This is a genomic window from Streptomyces rubrogriseus, assembly GCF_027947575.1.
Taxonomy (GTDB): Bacteria; Actinomycetota; Actinomycetes; order Streptomycetales; family Streptomycetaceae; genus Streptomyces; species Streptomyces rubrogriseus.
Genome location: NZ_CP116256.1, coordinates 7,769,009 through 7,785,868, shown reverse-complemented (window position 1 = coordinate 7,785,868; position 16,860 = coordinate 7,769,009). Strand labels below are relative to the sequence as shown.

Below are 16,860 nucleotides of genomic sequence, written 5' to 3'. Positions count from 1 at the left end.
CTTCGCTCCCAGAACTGACACGAGAGGACAGAACCCACCATGAACGGACGGAACCTCCGCACCGGCACCACGGGCATCGTGCCCGTCGACTTCCTGATCACCTTCCTGCGGGCCCGCGTGGAGCGCGCCCGCTCCGGCGAGCTGGACCGCGGCGCCTCCGCGGTCGAGTGGGTCATCATCTCCGCGGTCGTCGTCGCGATCGTCGGCGTGGTGGCCGCCATCATCAACGCCGCGCTCAGCGACGGCGCCAACAAGGTCGGCGACTGCATCAAGGGCGCGGACGCGGGCAAGACCTGCTGACCGGCCGTACACGGCCGCTGTACGGCCGTGCGGCTCCAGAGCTATGGGCGCTGTGACGGGGACGACGTGACGGGACAGACGGGGACGGGGACGGGGACGAGGACGCCGGGCGCTGTGCGCGGCGTGCTCAAGGGCGCACTCGGGGGCGTGCACAGACGGGTGCGCCGCAGGGTGGACGCCGCGCGGGAGGCCGCGACCACCCGCGGCGACGACTCCGGCATGACCGCGATCGAGTTCGTGCTGCTCACTCCGGTCCTGTTCTTCATGATCTTCGCGACGGTGCAGTTCGGTCTGTACTTCTTCGCGGACCACGTGGCGCAGGCCGCGGCCCAGGCGGGCGCGCGCAAGGCCCGCGCGACGGCGGACGCCCAGCCCGGCGCGTGGCGGGGCGAGGCCCGGGACGTGGTCGACAGCTACATCCGCCAACTCGGCCCGCAACTGGTCCTGTCCCCCGACGTGAAGATGGTCCAGCCGGAGCAGAACACGGTCGGGGTGGAGATCACGGCCCGTATCCCCACCGTCTTCCCGGGCCTGGACCTGACGGTGCACGCCCAGTCGATGGGCCCGGTCGAGCGCTTCGTGCAGGAGGGGGGCAACTAGATGAACCCCTTCCGCCGCAGCGGCGGTCGGCTGCTGCGCAACGAGGGCGACGACCGGGGGCTGTCCACCATCGAGGTGGTCATCCTGGCCCCCGTGATGATCCTCTTCATCCTCGTCCTGGTGGCCTTCGGCCAGCTCGTCGACGGCCGCGGCGCACTCGACGGCGCCGCCAGGGACGCGGCCCGCGCGGGCTCGATCCAGAAGGACCACGGTACGGCGATGGCGGAGGCGAAGAAGGCCGCCGAGGCCAACCTCGCGGACGTGTGCTCCGGCCCGGTCTCGGTCGTCCAGAAGAGCGCGGGCTTCGAACCGGACACCCTCTTCACGGTCGAGGTGAGCTGCGAGGTGCGCGGCCTGGACTCGATCGGCCTGAACATCCCCACGACCCTGTCGGCGACCTTCAGCTCCCCGCTGGACCCGTACCGGAGGACGGCGTGAGAACCCAGGTGCGCGACTGGCTCGCGGACCGACGCACCCGGCTGGACGACCGCGGCTCGGGCGCCGGCGCGGTCATCATCTTCGCGCTGGTCTTCCTGTCCCTGTCGGCCTTCGTCATCGACGGCGGCATGTCCATCTCCAAGCGCGAACGCGCGGCGGACATCGCCGAACAGGCCGCCCGCTACGCCGCCCAGGACATCGACCGCGAGGCCCTCTACGACGACGTGGGCGGCCCCGCCCCCATCAACTACGAGAACTGCAACGCCCGGGTCAAGGCCTTCGCCGCCGAGATGGACATGACCGGCGCGGACATCGCCGCGACCCACTGCGTCACGGCCGACGCGGCCCAGGTGCAGGTCGAGGTCCAGCTCACCTACTCCCCGGTCTTCACCGGCATGTTCTACGGCGGCGACGTGGTGGTCCACGGCGAGGCGGTGGCGGAGAACGAGGTGGGGTGAACGGCGAGCTGAGTGGCGGCGCTCAGTCCATGGGGATCCCGAGATCCCGGGTCAGGATCTCGACGAGCCTGGTTTCCGGGACCTCCGGTGGCCGGTGGCCCAGCTCTCTGACGCGCGCGACGAAGTCTCCGGGCAGAGCCAGGTGGTACCTGCCCACGTAGTACGCGAGATCCTCCCGCCAGAGCCAGACCCCGTCCGTGAGGAGGGAGCCGGCGCTCACCAGGACCGGCCCTTCGGGATCCAGCACGTCGGCCTGCGCGCCCATCTCCGACCAGATGCCGGAGCCTTGCCGGAGGTACTCGACGAGTCGTTGCCCGTCGCTGTCCGCCGACGACCTGACCGCATCCTTGATCGTGCCGTCGGTGGGGAACCCCCAGCCGGGCGAGAGCTCGTCGAAGAACCCGACGGCCCGGACCGTACGTGCCGCCCGGGTGCCCTCAGTCGGGCAGGGGGAGCCCTTCGGCCCGCGCGATGGCGAGTGCTCGTTCAACGCTGACCTCCGGGGCCGAGAAACGGAGCGAGACGGCGTGCCGGACGAATGCCGGTGGCGGCGCCACGCGGTGCTGCCGGACGTGGTCTGCCCAGGCGAGGGGCCAGACCCAGCGTCCGTCGGTCATGACTCCCACACGTACGCGCACGTCAGCCGAGTCGGAGAACGGATCCGGCAGAGTGCCCGGTGAGAACAGGACGGGCTCCGCCTCCTCCAGGAATCCGGCCAGAGACTCGGCCAGCTCGTCGGAGAGCGTGCCGGGGGCGAAGTCGGACTCCAGCTGCGGCTCGCCGACGAGATGCGGCACAGGCACCCTGACCATCGCTACTTGTCGCCGCCCTTGCCGCCCTTGCCGCCCCGCTTGTCCTCCGTCTTCACGGCGTCGTTGACCTGCTTGGTGAGTTCGTCGTCGAGCTTCTTGAACTCGCGGACCACGGCGTCCGACATGCTCGCGAGTGCGTCGAGCTGCTGGGTGATGTCCTCGCGGCCGTCCTCCCAGTTGGACTCGAAGTCGCCGAGGGCGTCGTTGACGCTGCCGTCGCCGATGTCGTCCTTGTAGGACTCGAAGAGCTTCTTCGTGTGGTTCAGCCGCGTCTTGAGCGACCGCAGCCGGCGCCCGTAGTCCTCCAGCTCGGTCAACGGGAGTGCGAGGTCGCTCTTGCCCATGGCCCGGAGTCCTCTCTGCAGGTCAGGCGAAACGGAAGGTGCTGGTCACAGCGTCGAAGATGTCGTGGAACGCCTCAGCGAGGTCCAGCACCGGGCTGGCTCCGGAGACGAGGACGACCCGGTCGGTGGTTCCCGGGACGGGGATGTACGTCTGCGTCAGCGCCATACGCAGGGTACGACTGTCGCCCGGCGCCACGGGCACGTCCTCCACGCCGTACGTCCGCGCGGCCGGGCCCACTTCGGGGACGTCGACGGTCGTCACCTTGCGCCAGGCGTCGCCTTCACGCCGCGCGGTGATCGTCCGCAGGCTGTCGGCGATGGCCCGGGGATCGGTGGACAGAGCGACCCCCTGCTTGTTCTTGGCGCCGAGCACGGACACGGTGACGGTCGCGGTGAGCGGGACACCGTCGAAGTTCTCCGCCATGCAGCCCAGGTAGAGGGCACCGGAGTCGTGGGCGTCCTTGGCCATCTTCCGGAGCATGGCGGTCAGGTCGGCGCGATACGGCGCCAGCTCGGGCGTCTCGGCGAGGCGTTCCTCCACCAAGGCGCGGATCGTAGCTTCCCGGCCTTCGGGACGGATGTCGAACTCCCACCACGATTCCGGGACCGAAAGGGATACACCAATGGGCGTGGAAGGTGTGGACATCAGGCCTCGTCGTCGTAACTTACCGGGGTGTAATTCTGAACGTACTCAGTGAGGAATGCCACCGCCTCACGAGGTAGGCGCAGCGGTGCGCGAGCCACGTACTCGAGCAGCAGTTTCGGCGGGTAGTAGTCGACCGCTTCGTATTCCACGACGTCCGGCTCGTAGCGGTCCGTCACGCCCAGGACGGACAGCAGGGACGCAAGGCTCAACTCCCTGACGTCGTCACCGAGGTCGACCGGGAGACGGTACGGGACGACGTCCGAGGAAGACCGGAGAGCGGCGCCGCGGGCGAGTTCAGTGATGTCCTCCAGGCGCAGCCGGAACCACGGTCCGTTGCGCTTCACCACCATCCACCGGTCGGCAACGCCGCTCTGGAACACGCAGCATTCGGCGCCGGAAAAGATCTCCGTCATGCCCAGGCCCATCCTGGTAAGGGGAGGAGGAGAACCATCAAGGCTTTCGACCTCTTCATGACCGGCGCGCAGCATGTGGGTGAACTCGTCGAAGAAGAGCCCGCTTCGATCCGACTCCGACAGACAGGAGAAATGGAGGTTGCCGTCGAGGAAGGACGGTTTCGGGGCCCACGGATCCCGCAGCAGACGGTACCCGGCGACACCGTCGCACTGTCCCGTGATGAGTGGAGCCGGAGCACCACAGATCTGGCACTCATTCACGTCTGGCATCTTGATCGCCTGTCGGTCCGGGTCGGGGTCACTTGAATCGCAGCGGAAGGCGGGCAGTGCGTCGATCCTTCTATCATCATAGGCCGGTCACTGGGACGATTCCGCCGCGCTCGCCGATGGGGCCGCCCGGAGGGTAAGTGCCCGGAGGCAATTCCAGAACGCCGGTGTTGTCGAAGAACCGGACCTGCCCGTCGCGGCTGATGACCGCTTCCATATGAGGGGACCTCTTGTTGTCCAGGTCGCGGCTCATGCTGTTCTTCATGCCACGAGCGGCTTCCATCTCGTCGGGCGGCCCGGGCAGGCGGTCTTCGGGATGCGTGTGCACGGTGAACTTGTAGCCCTCGTCGCGCAGTTCCTTCGGGACGATCGTCGTAACCTCGTCCCCCTGGAAGAGGCGCATCTGTCCCGAGGGGTTCTGTACGACCGCGTGCTCCACTCCGTGGAACTGCTGAAGTTCGGACATGTGAGATATGTTGACTTCGTTGGGTGAAATGCGAACGGGCCCTTTGGTCAGGTCCCTTGCCAATTGCCGCGCCTTGGGGGTGAGGGCCCGGTAGGGGATCGTGCCGCCGAAGAGACGGGTAGATCCTTTGAACGGGCGGTAGATGCCGCGTAGGCCCTCTCCGGACCTCAGCTGCTGGATCTTCTTGAGCAGCCCTCCACCGATTCCCTTCATGAAACCGGTGCCCAAGGCCCGCAGGCCGCCCGCCTTCCACAGCTTGCCGAGCTTGGCGAGGCTGGTGAAGCCCTTGGTGGCGGGTATGCAGTCCAGGGCGGCCCATAGGAGATCACCCCAGCCGGCCTCGCCTTTGATGACTTTTCTTATCGTGTCCGCCATCACGACGAGTGCCGCAGCGAACACCAGCCAGCCCAGCGGGCCGCCCACGATCATCACGATGATGCCGACGATCGTCACGACCCACTTGCATATGGTGACGATCTCGTCCCAGTGGTCGGAGACCCAGTCGCCGATCTCCTCCCACCAGTGCCGGTTGGGGATACCGGCGTCGGAGGCCTCCCGGAGCTTGGTCACCGTCCGGCGGGCGGCCTCCTCGCGCAGCCCCTTCGCCTGACCGGCGAGCTTCTTGGCCGCGTCGAGGGCGCTCTGGGCACTCTCCACGTTCCGCTCGGCCGCCGCCTGCCGGGCCTTGGCGTGCTGGGCGTCACGCGTGGCGCGGCGGACGTCGGCCTCGTCGGGCTTGGGGACGTCCTTGCCGCCGTTCTTGGCCGGGTCGTACGAGTCGCTCTTCTCGGTCGCCCTGCGCACCCAGTCATCAGCACCGGTCAGTGCGGTCTGGGCGGTGGTGAGTTCCTCGCGGGCCTTGCGGCCGTCACGCAGCGCCTTGTCGGCCTTCTCCTGGGCGTCCTGGAGATCGGGCCAGAAGGTGGCCAGCGCGTCGCCCGCCAGGCCGTACGACTTCTTCAGCTTGCGGAGCTTCTTCGGGGCGTCCTCGAACTCCTCGGCGAACACCTCCGCCGTCTTGCCCGCCCAGGAGAGGATCTCCTCCTCCTTGGCGATGCCCTTGAGGTCGCGCAGTACGTCGGACACGTCGTCGGCGAAGTCGTGCAGGGTGCCGGCGAGTTTGCGAATGCGGTCGGGGTCGCCCGGCGTCGGGTCATTGTCCAGGTCGAGTACGTACCAGTCCGCCGGCCTGTGCGACACCGTGTTCTCCCCCGTGCACGTGCGATGCCCTCGCTTGGAACGCGCGTCTGAACTTAGCGCACACGAGCGTATCGCCGGTCAGACAGTGGTCCTCTTGAGGCTCTGTATGAGGGCGGCGAAGGATCCGACCGGGATGGTGAGGGTGCCCCGGGAGGGAGCCTTCGAGTCGCGTATGGCCACGCGGGTGGGCAGCGCCGCGATCTCCACACAGGTGTTGCCGTCGCCACCGCCGGAGAACGACGACTTCCGCCAGCGCAGCCTCTCGGTCACTGCTCGCCTCACAGTTCCTTCGTCAAACGGTGGATGAAGTCCCGGGACGCCGCCGGGCTCAGCGACGCCTTCTCCACCTTACGGAACAGTGTTCGAAGCTGATTCAGTTGCGGTTCCGCATCGATGAACGCAGTGCCCGTGGGCGCGTCCCGGAGCACCGTGTCCAACTGGGGAACGGGGCCGCATGCCTGCATCATCGAAGCTTCGGCGCCGGCGAAGCCGTCCTGGTCCGCGGGGATGACGCGGACGATCGCGTGGCCGCCCTCGATCTGGGCCAGAATCCGGCGAAGCTGAGTCTGGGCCACGGCACGGTCGGCAACACGAACCCTGAGCGCGAACTCGTGAATGATCGTCTCGTACGGCGTCGGGTCGGCACCCTCGATCACGCAGTGCCGCCGCATCCGGTGTTCGACTCGCGGCGTCAGCTCGCTGTCGGGCAGGCCCGGCATCATGTACGTGTACACCGCACGGGCGTAGTCGGTGGTCTGGAGCAACCCGGGGACGTGGGTGATCACGATCTCGCGCAGGGCTGTCGCGTGATGTTCGACCTCGGCGGTGTCCAGGAACACCGGAGGCAGTACACCCCGGTACTCCTCCCACCAGCCACGGGTGCGGTCGGTGGCCATGGCCACCAGCGCCTCGATCAGCCCTTCGTCCGTGCAGGCGTAATGGGCCGCGAGACGGCGTATGCGATTGGCGCTCACTCCCGCGACCCCGGACTCGATCTGACTCATCTGGACCGAGTCGGCGCCGAGAAGTTCGGCGGCCTCCTTGGACTTCATACCCATTGACTCGCGCAGTTTGCGCAGCTCAGAGCCCAGGCGCACCCTGCGGGCCGTGAGGTGTCTCTTCGGCGGCAACCGACGCCTCCTGGTTTCAACTGATCGCACTGTGTAGCTCGTTCGAGGGTCAGAATACGGCAGGCGCTTGCGGTTTCCTAAAACTAGGAAATACCGTCGGTGACGTAACGCGCACTGTGTGATGCCGACGAGTGCCGGAAGTGCACCGTTTCGCCATGCCTTGGCGAGCGGCGGAGCCACCGGCCAACCATCCGACCGCCGAACGGAGTTCACCCATGCCCGAATCCGAGCCCATCGATCTGGCTGCCCCCTGGGAGTACACCCTCTCCATCCCCAACGACCTGCGCGCGGTGACCATCTGTCGCCGCACTCTTCGTCTCATCCTCACCATGCACGGCCTCATCCGCCTCGTGGACACCGCCGAGTTGCTCGCGACCGAGTTGGTCTCCAACGCCGTACGGCACACCAAGGGGCCCGCCGCGCTGCGGGTGCGGTGGGCGGCGGGTGTGCTGCGGGTCGGGGCGTGGGACGCCGACCCGGGACCACCGGAGCCGCCCGGGAACCTGGACGCGCTCACGGAAGCGGAGGAGGGCCGCGGCCTCGCGCTCGTGCGGGCGTGCGCGGACCTGTGGGGGTGGCAACCGCTGGCCAGGGACGGGAACCGGGGCAAGTACGTGTGGTGTGACCTTGTCGCGGCGTAGCGGGACGATCGGGCCGTACCGGAGAGGTGGGACGCGTGCCTAGGAAGATCCGTTACTTCTTCGACAACCCAGTGGCTGTGCAGGTCCGCGAGGAAGGCCGGGTGGAGGGCCGGATCCAGGAGCGAGCCAGGATGACGCTCCGCATTCTCGAATGGCGGGACATCCCGGTGTGCTTCGCTCTGCGGGAGCGCGTGCTCGACTGCTGGGACCTCGACCAGCTCGAGGTATGGGCGCGGCGTGCGCTGACCGTGGAGCGGGCCGAGGAACTGTTCAGCGGTTGATGGACTGGATCTCCTGGACTTCCATGTCCTGGGTCGTCTCGAAGGTGCCGTCCGGCAGGTCGCCCTGGGCGCCGCCGTTGCCTTCCCAGGAGATCTCCCAGGTGATCGAGGCCTTCAGCTGGTACGGCTCGCCGTTCGACGCGCGTAGGTAGCGGATGCCGCAGGGAGGCGTCTCGTCGGCCTTGCCCTTCGTGTACGGCGTACCGATGGAGCCGTCGGCGTTGATCTCGCAGTCGCCGGAGGCGGGAAAGGTCTCGGCGTCGGCCGTGCCGGGTTCCAGATGGAGGGCGATCGGCTTCGCGGTCGTCTCCGCCCACAGACCGGTGCCCGGCAGCTCGGCCCGGACCTTGACCTCCTTGAAGGTGCCCTTGTCCAGCCAGACCCAGGTGGGGAGATTGACGGTGGACTTCGTCCGGGGCTTCAGCTCGACCTCGGTCTTGGGTACGTCGATCTGGTCGTACGCGTAGGCCGCGAGCGTCTCGGGGGTGGGGGCGTGCTCGTCGTCCGGGATCGTGCCGGCGTCCTGCCAGAACATGACGCGGCCGCAGTCCCAGGCCTTGGTGTCGTGCTCGTGCCCCTTGCGGACCACGCTGCGCCAGAACATCCCGTCCTTGCCCACGTTGTAGTCCTTGTAGCCCTTGGCCATGGTGTTCTTCGACGAGTTGATGTCGAAGTTGTCCTGTTCCTCGCCCTCCTCGTAGTGATCCACGAAGATGCCCGAGGTCCAGAACTCATGGGCGTTCACGGCACCCAGGCCGCCGTTTCTCTTCAGGTCCGCGACCGCGGACTTCAGCTGTTCCGGCGTGAACACCGGCTCGTACCAGCAGACGGGCGGTTCCCAGTTGGGGTCGACGGAGGTCAGATCCTCCATGGAGCCGCTGCCGGTCCGGCCGTCGGGATAGGTGACCTGGATCCTGGACTGGGAGACCGACGACAGCAGGGTGCGGCCGTTCGCGTCGCCCTTGGGGCTCTCGTCGGCTGGAGGCGTCGTGGTGTTGCCGGGGGTGCCGTTGGCATGGGCCGCCGGGGCCAGGCCTCCGACCATGGCGATCGACAGAGCTGCGGACGACCAGTAGAGGCGGCGACGACGCACGGTCATCCCTTGCACTCCTTCACCCGTCCCTGCACCTCGATCTGCCGCGCCTGCCACACCGCCGCCGACGCCTCGGAAGGGCTCATCAGCAGGCTGAACTTCTGGTAGCTGTCCAGGTTCTCCTCGGTGTAGTTGACCTTCCCGGTCTCGACCTTCTTGCTGTAGAACTTCGCCTGGTTGCGGCAGAAGCTGACGAGCACCGACTTGCCCTCACCCACGGGGTCGATACTGGCGTTGAAGTACCGGTCGTCTCCGGTGACCGTCCAGCCGTCCTTGACCCACGCCTCGATCTGGGACTTCGCGTATTTCTCGGCGCCGCCGGTCGAATAGAACTGATACGCGGGGTCGTTCGGATCCTGCTGCGCGATGCCGTGGTCCAGGGCGCGGATGTAGTTCGCGGCGTCCTCCAGCGCTGCGGCCTGGTCCGCGTCCGACGGCCGCTGGAAGTCGAAGACCAGCTTCAGGTCCTCGGGCAGGCTCACGTCCGGCCGGTCCACGTCGGCCGCTCCCGACGCCGAGGCCGACGGAGATGAGGTGCTCGCCCCCGTCCCCGCCCCCTTGATGTCGTCCGGGGACGACTCGTCGCCGTCTCCGCCGCAGGCGGTCAGGAGCAGGGCCGCCGTCGCGGCGAAGGTGGCGGCGGTCATGGTGAGGGCGCTGCGGGCCACTGGTGTTCCCCCCGGGATGCGGCGTGTGCGAGAGGGAACGAAGCTACCAGGGGTGCGTGCACGGCCTCTGACCGGTTTTCGGGGATTGTGTGCGGTGTGTGAAGGGGGTCTCCGTAGAGGCGGGCAAAGGGCGTGAAACGGGCGGACGTTGTGATGTGGGCCTCCCTCGCCCCTTCGCCGCCGCCGGTGGGAGTCCATAAGATCTCGGTAGGCTCAGCACACCCCTCTTACCGGACGCCCCCGCGGCTTTCGCCGCCCACGACCACGACCCAGGACTCCGCCCATGCCGCGACGCCGCACCACCAGCTCGTCAAGCTCGACGGCTTCCTCGGCACCCTCGGCACCGAGAAACCGCACGCCGCAGCCCGTGCGGGTGCGGCGGCGGTCGTTCGGGGACTTCGTCAAGGCGTTCCTTGCCTTCGTCGTGCTGGCGGGGCTGGTCGTCGGGGTGCCGTTCGCGCTGGCCGTGACCGCGGGGTGGCCGTTCCCGGGTGGGGCGCCGAGCCTCGACTGGCTGCAGCGCGAGATCACCGTCTCCACCTTCCTGCACATCCTCACCGTCATCGTCTGGCTCGCCTGGGCGCAGTTCACCGCCTGTGTGCTCGTCGAGGTCAAGGCCGCGCTGTCCGGTGTCGGGGTGCCGGGGCGGGTGCCCGGGTCCGGGCCCAGTCAGCTGCTGGCCCGGCAGCTGGTCGCCGCCCTGCTCCTCGTCGGTGCCACCGCGGCGAGCCTCACACCGGGGCTGTCGCAGCTGGGGCAGAGTCTGGAGGGGAACCAGAAGCCGTCCGTCGCCGCCGCCCAGCAGACGCCGGGGATCTTCGCCCAGCAGCAGGAACAGGCGGCCGCCACCGCGGGCGCCCTGGCCGAGCAGGCGGGACAGGCGGGCCAGGACGCCGCCCGCGCCGACGGCGGCTCCTCCGCCGCGCACGGCGACACGAAGTACTACCGGATCCAGCCGCCCGAGGGTCGTCACCACGACTCCCTCTGGGAGGTGGCCGAACGGCACCTCGGTGACGGGCGGCGGTACAAGGAGATCTTCGAGCTCAACAAGGACCGGGTGCAGCCGGACGGGTCCAGGCTGTCCGAGGCCAGCCTCATCCGGCCGGGCTGGATCATGGAGATGCCCGGCGACGCCCGCGGCGGCGAGCTGGTCGAGATGCCCGACGAGGCGCCCAACGTCTCCGAGCAGGTGCAGCAGCAGATCAGCGACTACGCCAAGAGCGGGGACCACGCCCAGGGAAGTGGCGGTGGTGACGCCCAGGTGTCCCTGCCCGAGCAGCGGCCCGCGCCCACGCCCGCCAACCCCGTCACACCGGCCACTCCCGTCCCCGGCACGGGTCAGGAGCACGCCACCCCCGCCGCCGGACAGGCCGGGGACTCGTTCGGGCTGCCCGAGGCGCTGCTCGCCGCACCGCTGCTCGCCGCCGGTCTCCTCGGCGCCCTCGGGCGCCGGCGCCGGCAGGCGATGTGGCAGTCGGCGCTCGGCGCGGTCGGCGGACGGCGCGGCATGGAGCCGCCCACGCCGACCGGTGACGCCCAGGACGTGCAGGACGCGCTGCTCGTCGGCGCCGACCCCGAGGGCGTACGCCTGCTCGACCGGTCGCTGCGCGGGCTGGCCGCCTCCCTCACCGCCGAGTCCCGTCCGCTGCCCGTCGTCTACGCGGCCTGGATGAGCGGCAACGGCGACCTGCACCTCCAGCTCGCCCAGCCGGCCGGGAAGCCGCCCGCCCCGTGGCAGCAGGGTCAGGACCAGACCTTCTGGATGCTGGCCCGCACCGACGCCGAGGGGTACGAGGAGGCCGAGACGGCCGCGCCGTACCCCGGGCTCGTCAGTCTCGGCACCATGGACGACTCCCGGCTGCTGCTCAACCTGGAGGCCGTGCCCGGCATCGTCTCGCTCGGCGGCACCGAGGCCGACCGGGCCGCCGTGTTCGCGTCGGTCGCCGCCGAACTGGCCACCAACGGCTGGTCGGACCGGATGACCATCACCCTGGTCGGGTTCGGGGACGACCTCACGCCCCTCGCGCCCAACCGGATCCGCCATCTCGACGGGTTCGAGGACCTCTTCGAGACCATGTCCGCCGAGACCCGGCAGCGGCGCGGCGCGCTCGGTGCCGCCGGGCACGACTCCGTACTCACCGGCCGCACCGGACCCGCCCAGCACACCCGCTGGGCCCCGCACCTCGTCCTGCTGGCCGCCCAGCCCTCCGACGACGACGCGCTGCGACTGGCCGAACTCGCGGCCGACGCCGGTCGGCTCGGCATCGGCTACCTCGTCGGCACCGAGGGCACCGACCTGCCCGGCGCCGCCTGGGAGATGGAGATCACCGGCGCGGGCCGCCTGCTCGCGCCGCTGCTCGGGCTCGAACTGGACGCCCAGATGCTGCCGGCCGCCCAGCGGCGTGCCGTCGTCGAGCTGTTCACCGACGCCGATCCCGGCTCCGGCCCCGGCTCCGACCCGGAGGGCGGGCCCGGCCGGCCGGCCAACGCCCCGCCGTTCCTCGTCGACATCAGCGAGCAGGGGCGGCCCGCGGTGTACGCCCGCCTCGTCGGGTCGTACGAGATCATCGGCCTGGACACGCCCGACGGTGAGCGCAGCGCCCTGCTGCACGAGGCGCTGGCGCTGCTCCTGCTGCACCGCGAGGGTGTCCACCCGCGGGTGCTGTCCTCCGCGCTGTGGCCGCGCGGCGTGACGGCGGACGTGCGCGACGCGCTGCTGGAGCGACTGCGGGCCTGGCTCGGCTCCGACCCCGACGGCACCCCTCGGCTCGGCACCGACGCCACCGGCCGGCTCACCCTCGCCAAGTCCGTCGTCTCCGACCTCGACGTCCTGCGCTCCCTCTACTACGAGGCCACCCAGGGCCGGGGCGTCGGCAGCCGCCAGGTGCGCGGGCGGCTGCTCACCGACGCGCTGGTGCTGGTGCGCGGGCCGCTGCTGGCCGACCGGCCCGAGGGCCGCTACCGCTGGCTCACCCACGAGATCGTCGACGCCCAGCTCCCGCTGCTGGTCGCCGACACCGGGCTGGCGCTCTCCGAGTTCCACCTGGAGAAGGACCGCGCGGAGAAGGCCATCGAGGCGCTGACCGCGGCGCTGCGCACCGCCCCCGCCGACGAACGCCTGTGGCACGAGCTGCTGCGCGCCACCCACACCACCGGGGATCCCGGCCGACTGCGCGTCCTCGCCGCCGACCTCGTCGCCCGCAGCGGGGCCCGCGGGGTGCCGCCGCGCACCGAGGCGCTGCTCGACGAGCTGCTGCCGACCTGGCGCGAGGGCGTCTCCGCCGCCGGATGAGCATCGACTCCGCCATCGACTCCGTCATGGACAGCGCCGTCGACATCGATCTCGTGGTCGTCCTCGTCGCCGCGGTGTGGGGCGCGGCGGCGGGCGCGTCGCTGCCCCGTGCGGCCTACCGGTTCTCCGCCCCGTCCGGGGAGGCCTGGCGCGAGCGGTGCCCGGACGGGCGGCACCCCGTACCCGGCTGGCTCGGCCGGGCCCGGTGCGCGCGGTGCCCGGCCGGTCAGGCGTCCTACGGTCCGCGCACCGCGTCCCTCGCCGTCGCCACCGCCCTCGTCTGCGCCGCGCTCGCCGCCGCCACCGGCACCCGGCCCGAGGTCGCCGTCTGGCTGCTGCTCGCCCCGGTCGGCGTGCTGCTGGCCGTCGTCGACCTGAAGGTACGGCGGCTGCCCGACCCGCTCACCCTGCCGCTGGCCGGCGCCGCGCTCGTCCTGCTCGGGCTCACCGCGCTCGTGCCCGAGCACGCGGGGGAGTGGACGACCGCCCTGCTGGGCGCCCTCGCCCTCGGCGCCGGCTACCTCGTGCTGTTCCTCATCAACCCGGCCGGCATGGGCTTCGGCGACGTCAAGCTCGCCCTCACGGCCGGTGCCGTCCTCGGCTGGTACGGCTGGCCCACGCTGATGCTGGGCACCTTCGCCGGGTTCCTGCTCGGGGCGCTGTACGGCGGCGCCCTCCTCGTCGCCCGGCGCGCGGACCGCAAGACGGCCATCCCCTTCGGGCCGTTCCTGATCGCGGGCGCCTTCCTCGGCGTCCTGGCCGGGGCCTACGCGGCCTGAGCACGAGCGTCCCAAACGCCTGGCGTACGCTGGTGCGGTCCGTCCACAACCCTTACGAACCTTGCGAAAGGGACGCCGGTGACCGAGAAGGCCGACCTTCAGCCCATCCTCGACCGCGCCGCCGCCGGTGGGCGAATCACCCCCGAAGAGGCGCTCGACCTCTATCGCGACGCCCCGCTGCACGCGCTGGGCGCCGCCGCCGACGCCGTACGCAGGCGCCGGTACGCGGGTACGGAGCACATCGCGACGTACATCATCGAGCGCAACATCAACTACACGAACGTGTGCGTCACGGCGTGCAAGTTCTGCGCCTTCTACGCGGCCCCCAAGGACACCAAGAAGGGCTGGAGCCGCGACCTCGACGACATCCTGCGCCGCTGCGCGGAGACGGTCGAACTGGGCGGTACGCAGATCATGTTCCAGGGCGGCCACCACCCGGACTACGGCGTCGAGTACTACGAGGAGCACTTCGCCGCCATCAAGAAGGAGTTCCCGCAGCTCGTCATCCACAGCCTGGGGGCGAGCGAGGTCGAGCACATGGCGCGGATCTCGAAGGTGTCGGTCGAGGAGGCCGTCACCCGCATCCACGCCGCCGGACTCGACTCCTTCGCCGGTGCCGGTGCGGAGCTGCTGCCCGAGCGGCCGCGCAAGGCCATCGCGCCGCTGAAGGAGTCCGGCGAGCGCTGGCTGGAGATCATGGAGATCGCGCACGGGCTGGGCGTCGAGTCGACGTCCACCATGCTGATGGGCACCGGCGAGACCAACGCCGAGCGCATCGAGCACCTGCGGATGATCCGGGACGTGCAGGACCGCACCGGCGGCTTCCGCGCCTTCATCCCGTACACCTACCAGCCCGAGAACAACCACCTGAAGGGCCGCACGCAGGCCACGCTCTTCGAGTACCTGCGGATGATCGCCATCGCCCGCATGTTCCTCGACAACGTCGCCCACATCCAGGGCTCCTGGCTGACCACCGGCAAGGAGGTCGGCCAGCTCTCCCTGCACTACGGCGCGGACGACCTCGGCTCGATCATGCTCGAGGAGAACGTCGTCTCCTCCGCGGGCGCCAAGCACCGGTCCAACCGGCTGGAGATCATCGACCTGATCCGCAAGGCGGGGCGGGTCCCGGCGCAGCGGGCCACGACGTACGAGCACCTCGTCGTGCACGACGACCCGGCGAACGACCCCGTCGACGAGCGCGTCGTCTCCCACATCTCCTCCACGGCGATCGAGGGCGGCACGGCCCACCCCGAGCTGAAGCTGCTGGCCCCCAACTGAGGCCGCCGTGCTGACGATCCACGTCTGTGAGGCCTCGCCCGAGGCGGCCGTCGTGGTCGACGGTGCGCAGCTCGCCGCCGTCGGCCCGTACGAGGCGCTGGCCGCCGACCACCCGCGGGCGCGGGTGCGCCGGTGGCCCGGCATCCTGACGCCCGGACTGCTCAACCCGTACGGCCCGGAACTGCTGGAGCAGGCGTACCACCCCGACCCGCGCGAAGCGGACCGGCTGGGCACCGAGCCGGTCTTCGGGCAGCGCGCGCTCGCCCTCCTCGGTGCGGAGGCGTCCGCGCGGGGCGCCAGCGCGCGCCGAGGGGTGCAACGCATGCTGGCGCACGGAACGGTCGCCGTCGCCGGCGAGCTGCGGAGTCGCGCGGCCCTGGACGCGGTACGCGGAGCGGGGCTCGCCCTGGCGGGGCGTCCGGCCACCCTGCCCGGACCCGCGTCCTTCTCGCCGGTGCCGCTGGTGCTGCTGCCCGCACTCGCTGCCGGGAAGCCCGCCCGGTTCGCGGTGTTCGACGTACCCGACCGGGCCGCGCTCGTGCGGGAGGGCGCGTCCACATGCGTGGCCACCGTCGTGGGCGGCCGTCTGGTGTACCGGGGGCGCTGACCGCGCGGCCCCGCGGGGCTCGTCCGACGCCCCGGCCTACGCGCCGAACGCCGTCCCGAACGCCCCGTCCTCCTGCGCCACGCCGCTGCACGTGGTGAGCGCGTCGGTGGCCGACGCGTCCTCGGCGCATTGCACGTCCCGGAACGCCGCCCACATCGACACCCAGGCGATGCCCTTCTCCTCGGCGAAGGCGCGGACCTCGGCGGCGTCCGCGAGCGTGAAGGTCTCACCGGCGACGTCGTTGACGCCGAGCATCGAGGTGAGCGCCATGCCCCGCCAGGCGTCCGCGTCGGAGGTGCCGAAGACCTTCCTCAGCTGGGTGTGCGCCGCCTTCGCCGAGGCGAGGGCGTAGTCGCCCATGTCGGCGGTGTACGACTCGCCGTAGTTCATGGTCATGAGGTTGACCGCGGAGACCCGTACGCCGTGGTCGTTGGCCGACGCCAGCAGCGCCAGGCCGTCGGTGTCCAGGCCCGTGGGCATCACCGGGAGGGTGAAGGAGACCTCCAGGTCGTCCCGTTGCTCCTGGAGCAGCGCGATCGCCTCCGAGCGCAGCGCGACGGAGTCGGCGTCGGTCAGCGCGTCGCCCTCGACGTCGAAGTCCGCCCGCGTCGAACCGGCCGCGTCCAGGGCGGTGCCGTACGCCGCCGCCAGTGCGGAGGCGCTGCCGCAGGCCGCCGCCAGCTCCGTGCCGGAGGCGCCGCCGAAGGAGACGCGGACGGTGGCGCCGGACTCCCGCAGCTTCTCGACGCGGGAGGCGACGGAGGCGTCGGCGATGTCCTGGACGCCGTTCCAGCGGGGGACGCAGTCGTCGCCGGACGAGATGACGAACGCCAGGTTGTACGTCGTGGGGGAGCCCGCCATGTCGGTGGCGGACGCGGTGGTGGCGCTGACGTAGGGGGCGTAGGCGGTGGTCGGCTCGGACGATGCCGACGGCGATGCGGGGGCCGCGTCGGTGGTGCCGTCGTCCTGTCCGGCGCAGCCCGCGGTGGCCAGGGCGAACAACAGGGCGCACCCGGCTGTCGCGGTCCGGTGAACCCTCATGAGCGCACTCTCCCGTTCTCGTCCAATGTCGTCGTCGGACCAGTGAAGGTGCCACGCCTACCTGGGCGTTCGCTGAGGAAAGGGCAGTGTTCGGCGTCATCTCCCA

General features: G+C 70.3%; 21 protein-coding genes. 10 read left to right on the top strand and 11 right to left on the bottom strand.

Annotated elements, in window-relative coordinates:
• The first annotated feature begins 39 nt into the window (after positions 1-39).
• The 4 genes from Sru02f_RS35025 to Sru02f_RS35010 all read left to right on the top strand — a co-directional run bounded on the left by Sru02f_RS35025 (position 40) and on the right by Sru02f_RS35010 (position 1,796).
• Entirely contained in the window at positions 40-300 is a 261-nt protein-coding gene (locus tag Sru02f_RS35025; protein ID WP_016326983.1) for a hypothetical protein, read from the top strand.
• Positions 301-519: 219 nt separating this feature from the next.
• Complete coding sequence (locus tag Sru02f_RS35020; protein ID WP_202493508.1) at positions 520-900, top strand: TadE family protein; 381 nt, start codon at positions 520-522, stop codon at positions 898-900.
• Positions 901-1,338 carry a TadE/TadG family type IV pilus assembly protein gene (locus tag Sru02f_RS35015; RefSeq protein ID WP_109035683.1) on the top strand — a complete coding sequence of 146 codons (438 nt, stop codon included), beginning with the start codon at positions 901-903 and terminating at the stop codon, positions 1,336-1,338.
• Positions 1,335-1,796, top strand: a complete 462-nt coding sequence (locus Sru02f_RS35010) for a TadE/TadG family type IV pilus assembly protein (RefSeq protein WP_109035685.1) — start codon at positions 1,335-1,337, stop codon at positions 1,794-1,796. The genes Sru02f_RS35015 and Sru02f_RS35010 overlap by 4 nt, the downstream gene beginning before the upstream one ends.
• 22 nt (positions 1,797-1,818) lie before the next feature.
• Here Sru02f_RS35010 and Sru02f_RS35005 read toward each other — a convergent pair whose 3' ends face one another.
• The 8 genes from Sru02f_RS35005 to Sru02f_RS34970 all read right to left on the bottom strand — a co-directional run bounded on the left by Sru02f_RS35005 (position 1,819) and on the right by Sru02f_RS34970 (position 6,996).
• A complete protein-coding gene (locus Sru02f_RS35005) occupies positions 1,819-2,286 on the bottom strand; it encodes a hypothetical protein (protein WP_109035687.1) in 468 nt (155 codons plus the stop codon).
• Positions 2,234-2,608, bottom strand: coding sequence for a hypothetical protein (locus Sru02f_RS35000; RefSeq protein WP_109035689.1), 375 nt, complete (start codon positions 2,606-2,608; stop codon positions 2,234-2,236). Before Sru02f_RS35000 ends, Sru02f_RS35005 begins: the two co-directional genes overlap by 53 nt.
• 2 nt (positions 2,609-2,610) lie before the next feature.
• On the bottom strand, positions 2,611-2,952 hold the full coding sequence (locus Sru02f_RS34995) for a hypothetical protein (protein WP_109035691.1): 342 nt from the start codon (positions 2,950-2,952) through the stop codon (positions 2,611-2,613).
• A 22-nt stretch (positions 2,953-2,974) separates the two neighbouring features.
• On the bottom strand, positions 2,975-3,598 hold the full coding sequence (locus tag Sru02f_RS34990) for a hypothetical protein (RefSeq protein ID WP_109035693.1): 624 nt from the start codon (positions 3,596-3,598) through the stop codon (positions 2,975-2,977).
• Positions 3,598-4,281: a hypothetical protein gene (locus tag Sru02f_RS34985; RefSeq protein WP_109035695.1), complete on the bottom strand. Its 684-nt coding sequence runs from the start codon at positions 4,279-4,281 to the stop codon at positions 3,598-3,600. The genes Sru02f_RS34990 and Sru02f_RS34985 overlap by 1 nt, the downstream gene beginning before the upstream one ends.
• A gap of 76 nt (positions 4,282-4,357) precedes the next feature.
• Positions 4,358-5,944, bottom strand: coding sequence for a putative T7SS-secreted protein (locus Sru02f_RS34980; RefSeq protein WP_109035697.1), 1,587 nt, complete (start codon positions 5,942-5,944; stop codon positions 4,358-4,360).
• Between the two features lie 78 nt (positions 5,945-6,022).
• Positions 6,023-6,214 carry a DUF397 domain-containing protein gene (locus Sru02f_RS34975; protein ID WP_109035699.1) on the bottom strand — a complete coding sequence of 64 codons (192 nt, stop codon included), beginning with the start codon at positions 6,212-6,214 and terminating at the stop codon, positions 6,023-6,025.
• A gap of 8 nt (positions 6,215-6,222) precedes the next feature.
• Positions 6,223-6,996 carry a DUF5753 domain-containing protein gene (locus tag Sru02f_RS34970; protein WP_244941938.1) on the bottom strand — a complete coding sequence of 258 codons (774 nt, stop codon included), beginning with the start codon at positions 6,994-6,996 and terminating at the stop codon, positions 6,223-6,225.
• Between the two features lie 293 nt (positions 6,997-7,289).
• Here Sru02f_RS34970 and Sru02f_RS34965 point away from each other — a divergent pair, with 293 nt between their 5' ends.
• Together Sru02f_RS34965 and Sru02f_RS34960 are read left to right on the top strand one after the other, a co-directional pair.
• Positions 7,290-7,715: an ATP-binding protein gene (locus Sru02f_RS34965; protein WP_109035703.1), complete on the top strand. Its 426-nt coding sequence runs from the start codon at positions 7,290-7,292 to the stop codon at positions 7,713-7,715.
• A gap of 35 nt (positions 7,716-7,750) precedes the next feature.
• On the top strand, positions 7,751-7,996 hold the full coding sequence (locus Sru02f_RS34960) for a hypothetical protein (protein WP_167469799.1): 246 nt from the start codon (positions 7,751-7,753) through the stop codon (positions 7,994-7,996).
• Here Sru02f_RS34960 and Sru02f_RS34955 read toward each other — a convergent pair.
• Both Sru02f_RS34955 and Sru02f_RS34950 read right to left on the bottom strand, forming a co-directional pair.
• A complete protein-coding gene (locus tag Sru02f_RS34955) occupies positions 7,986-9,095 on the bottom strand; it encodes a hypothetical protein (protein ID WP_373103666.1) in 1,110 nt (369 codons plus the stop codon). The two genes, Sru02f_RS34960 and Sru02f_RS34955, sit on opposite strands and share 11 nt — an antisense overlap.
• A complete protein-coding gene (locus Sru02f_RS34950; protein WP_109035705.1) occupies positions 9,092-9,757 on the bottom strand; it encodes a hypothetical protein in 666 nt (221 codons plus the stop codon). The genes Sru02f_RS34955 and Sru02f_RS34950 overlap by 4 nt, the downstream gene beginning before the upstream one ends.
• A gap of 283 nt (positions 9,758-10,040) precedes the next feature.
• Here Sru02f_RS34950 and Sru02f_RS34945 point away from each other — a divergent pair, with 283 nt between their 5' ends.
• From Sru02f_RS34945 to Sru02f_RS34930, 4 genes are all read left to right on the top strand, one after another.
• Positions 10,041-13,049: a bacterial transcriptional activator domain-containing protein gene (locus tag Sru02f_RS34945; RefSeq protein WP_109035707.1), complete on the top strand. Its 3,009-nt coding sequence runs from the start codon at positions 10,041-10,043 to the stop codon at positions 13,047-13,049.
• A complete protein-coding gene (locus tag Sru02f_RS34940; RefSeq protein WP_109035709.1) occupies positions 13,046-13,828 on the top strand; it encodes a prepilin peptidase in 783 nt (260 codons plus the stop codon). The genes Sru02f_RS34945 and Sru02f_RS34940 overlap by 4 nt, the downstream gene beginning before the upstream one ends.
• A gap of 78 nt (positions 13,829-13,906) precedes the next feature.
• The gene (gene mqnC / locus Sru02f_RS34935) at positions 13,907-15,106 is read left to right on the top strand and encodes a cyclic dehypoxanthinyl futalosine synthase (protein WP_109035711.1); all 1,200 of its coding nucleotides are present in this window, start codon (positions 13,907-13,909) and stop codon (positions 15,104-15,106) included.
• A gap of 7 nt (positions 15,107-15,113) precedes the next feature.
• A complete protein-coding gene (locus Sru02f_RS34930) occupies positions 15,114-15,713 on the top strand; it encodes a hypothetical protein (RefSeq protein WP_109035713.1) in 600 nt (199 codons plus the stop codon).
• Positions 15,714-15,749: 36 nt separating this feature from the next.
• Here Sru02f_RS34930 and Sru02f_RS34925 read toward each other — a convergent pair whose 3' ends face one another.
• Positions 15,750-16,754: a chitinase gene (locus Sru02f_RS34925; protein ID WP_109035715.1), complete on the bottom strand. Its 1,005-nt coding sequence runs from the start codon at positions 16,752-16,754 to the stop codon at positions 15,750-15,752.
• Positions 16,755-16,860 lie beyond the last annotated feature (106 nt).

What these genes read in the sequence shown, in the direction of transcription:
- Sru02f_RS35025 (WP_016326983.1), top strand. Translation starts at nt 40, where the DNA reads ATGAACGGACGGAACCTCCGCACCGGCACCACGGGCATCGTGCCCGTC.
- Sru02f_RS35020 (WP_202493508.1), top strand. Translation starts at nt 520, where the DNA reads ATGACCGCGATCGAGTTCGTGCTGCTCACTCCGGTCCTGTTCTTCATG.
- Sru02f_RS35015 (WP_109035683.1), top strand. Translation starts at nt 901, where the DNA reads ATGAACCCCTTCCGCCGCAGCGGCGGTCGGCTGCTGCGCAACGAGGGC.
- Sru02f_RS35000 (WP_109035689.1), bottom strand. Translation starts at nt 2,608, where the DNA reads ATGGTCAGGGTGCCTGTGCCGCATCTCGTCGGCGAGCCGCAGCTGGAG.
- Sru02f_RS34995 (WP_109035691.1), bottom strand. Translation starts at nt 2,952, where the DNA reads ATGGGCAAGAGCGACCTCGCACTCCCGTTGACCGAGCTGGAGGACTAC.
- Sru02f_RS34990 (WP_109035693.1), bottom strand. Translation starts at nt 3,598, where the DNA reads ATGTCCACACCTTCCACGCCCATTGGTGTATCCCTTTCGGTCCCGGAA.
- Sru02f_RS34985 (WP_109035695.1), bottom strand. Translation starts at nt 4,281, where the DNA reads ATGCCAGACGTGAATGAGTGCCAGATCTGTGGTGCTCCGGCTCCACTC.
- Sru02f_RS34970 (WP_244941938.1), bottom strand. Translation starts at nt 6,996, where the DNA reads ATGAAGTCCAAGGAGGCCGCCGAACTTCTCGGCGCCGACTCGGTCCAG.
- Sru02f_RS34965 (WP_109035703.1), top strand. Translation starts at nt 7,290, where the DNA reads ATGCCCGAATCCGAGCCCATCGATCTGGCTGCCCCCTGGGAGTACACC.
- Sru02f_RS34955 (WP_373103666.1), bottom strand. Translation starts at nt 9,095, where the DNA reads ATGACCGTGCGTCGTCGCCGCCTCTACTGGTCGTCCGCAGCTCTGTCG.
- Sru02f_RS34945 (WP_109035707.1), top strand. Translation starts at nt 10,041, where the DNA reads ATGCCGCGACGCCGCACCACCAGCTCGTCAAGCTCGACGGCTTCCTCG.
- Sru02f_RS34940 (WP_109035709.1), top strand. Translation starts at nt 13,046, where the DNA reads ATGAGCATCGACTCCGCCATCGACTCCGTCATGGACAGCGCCGTCGAC.
- Sru02f_RS34925 (WP_109035715.1), bottom strand. Translation starts at nt 16,754, where the DNA reads ATGAGGGTTCACCGGACCGCGACAGCCGGGTGCGCCCTGTTGTTCGCC.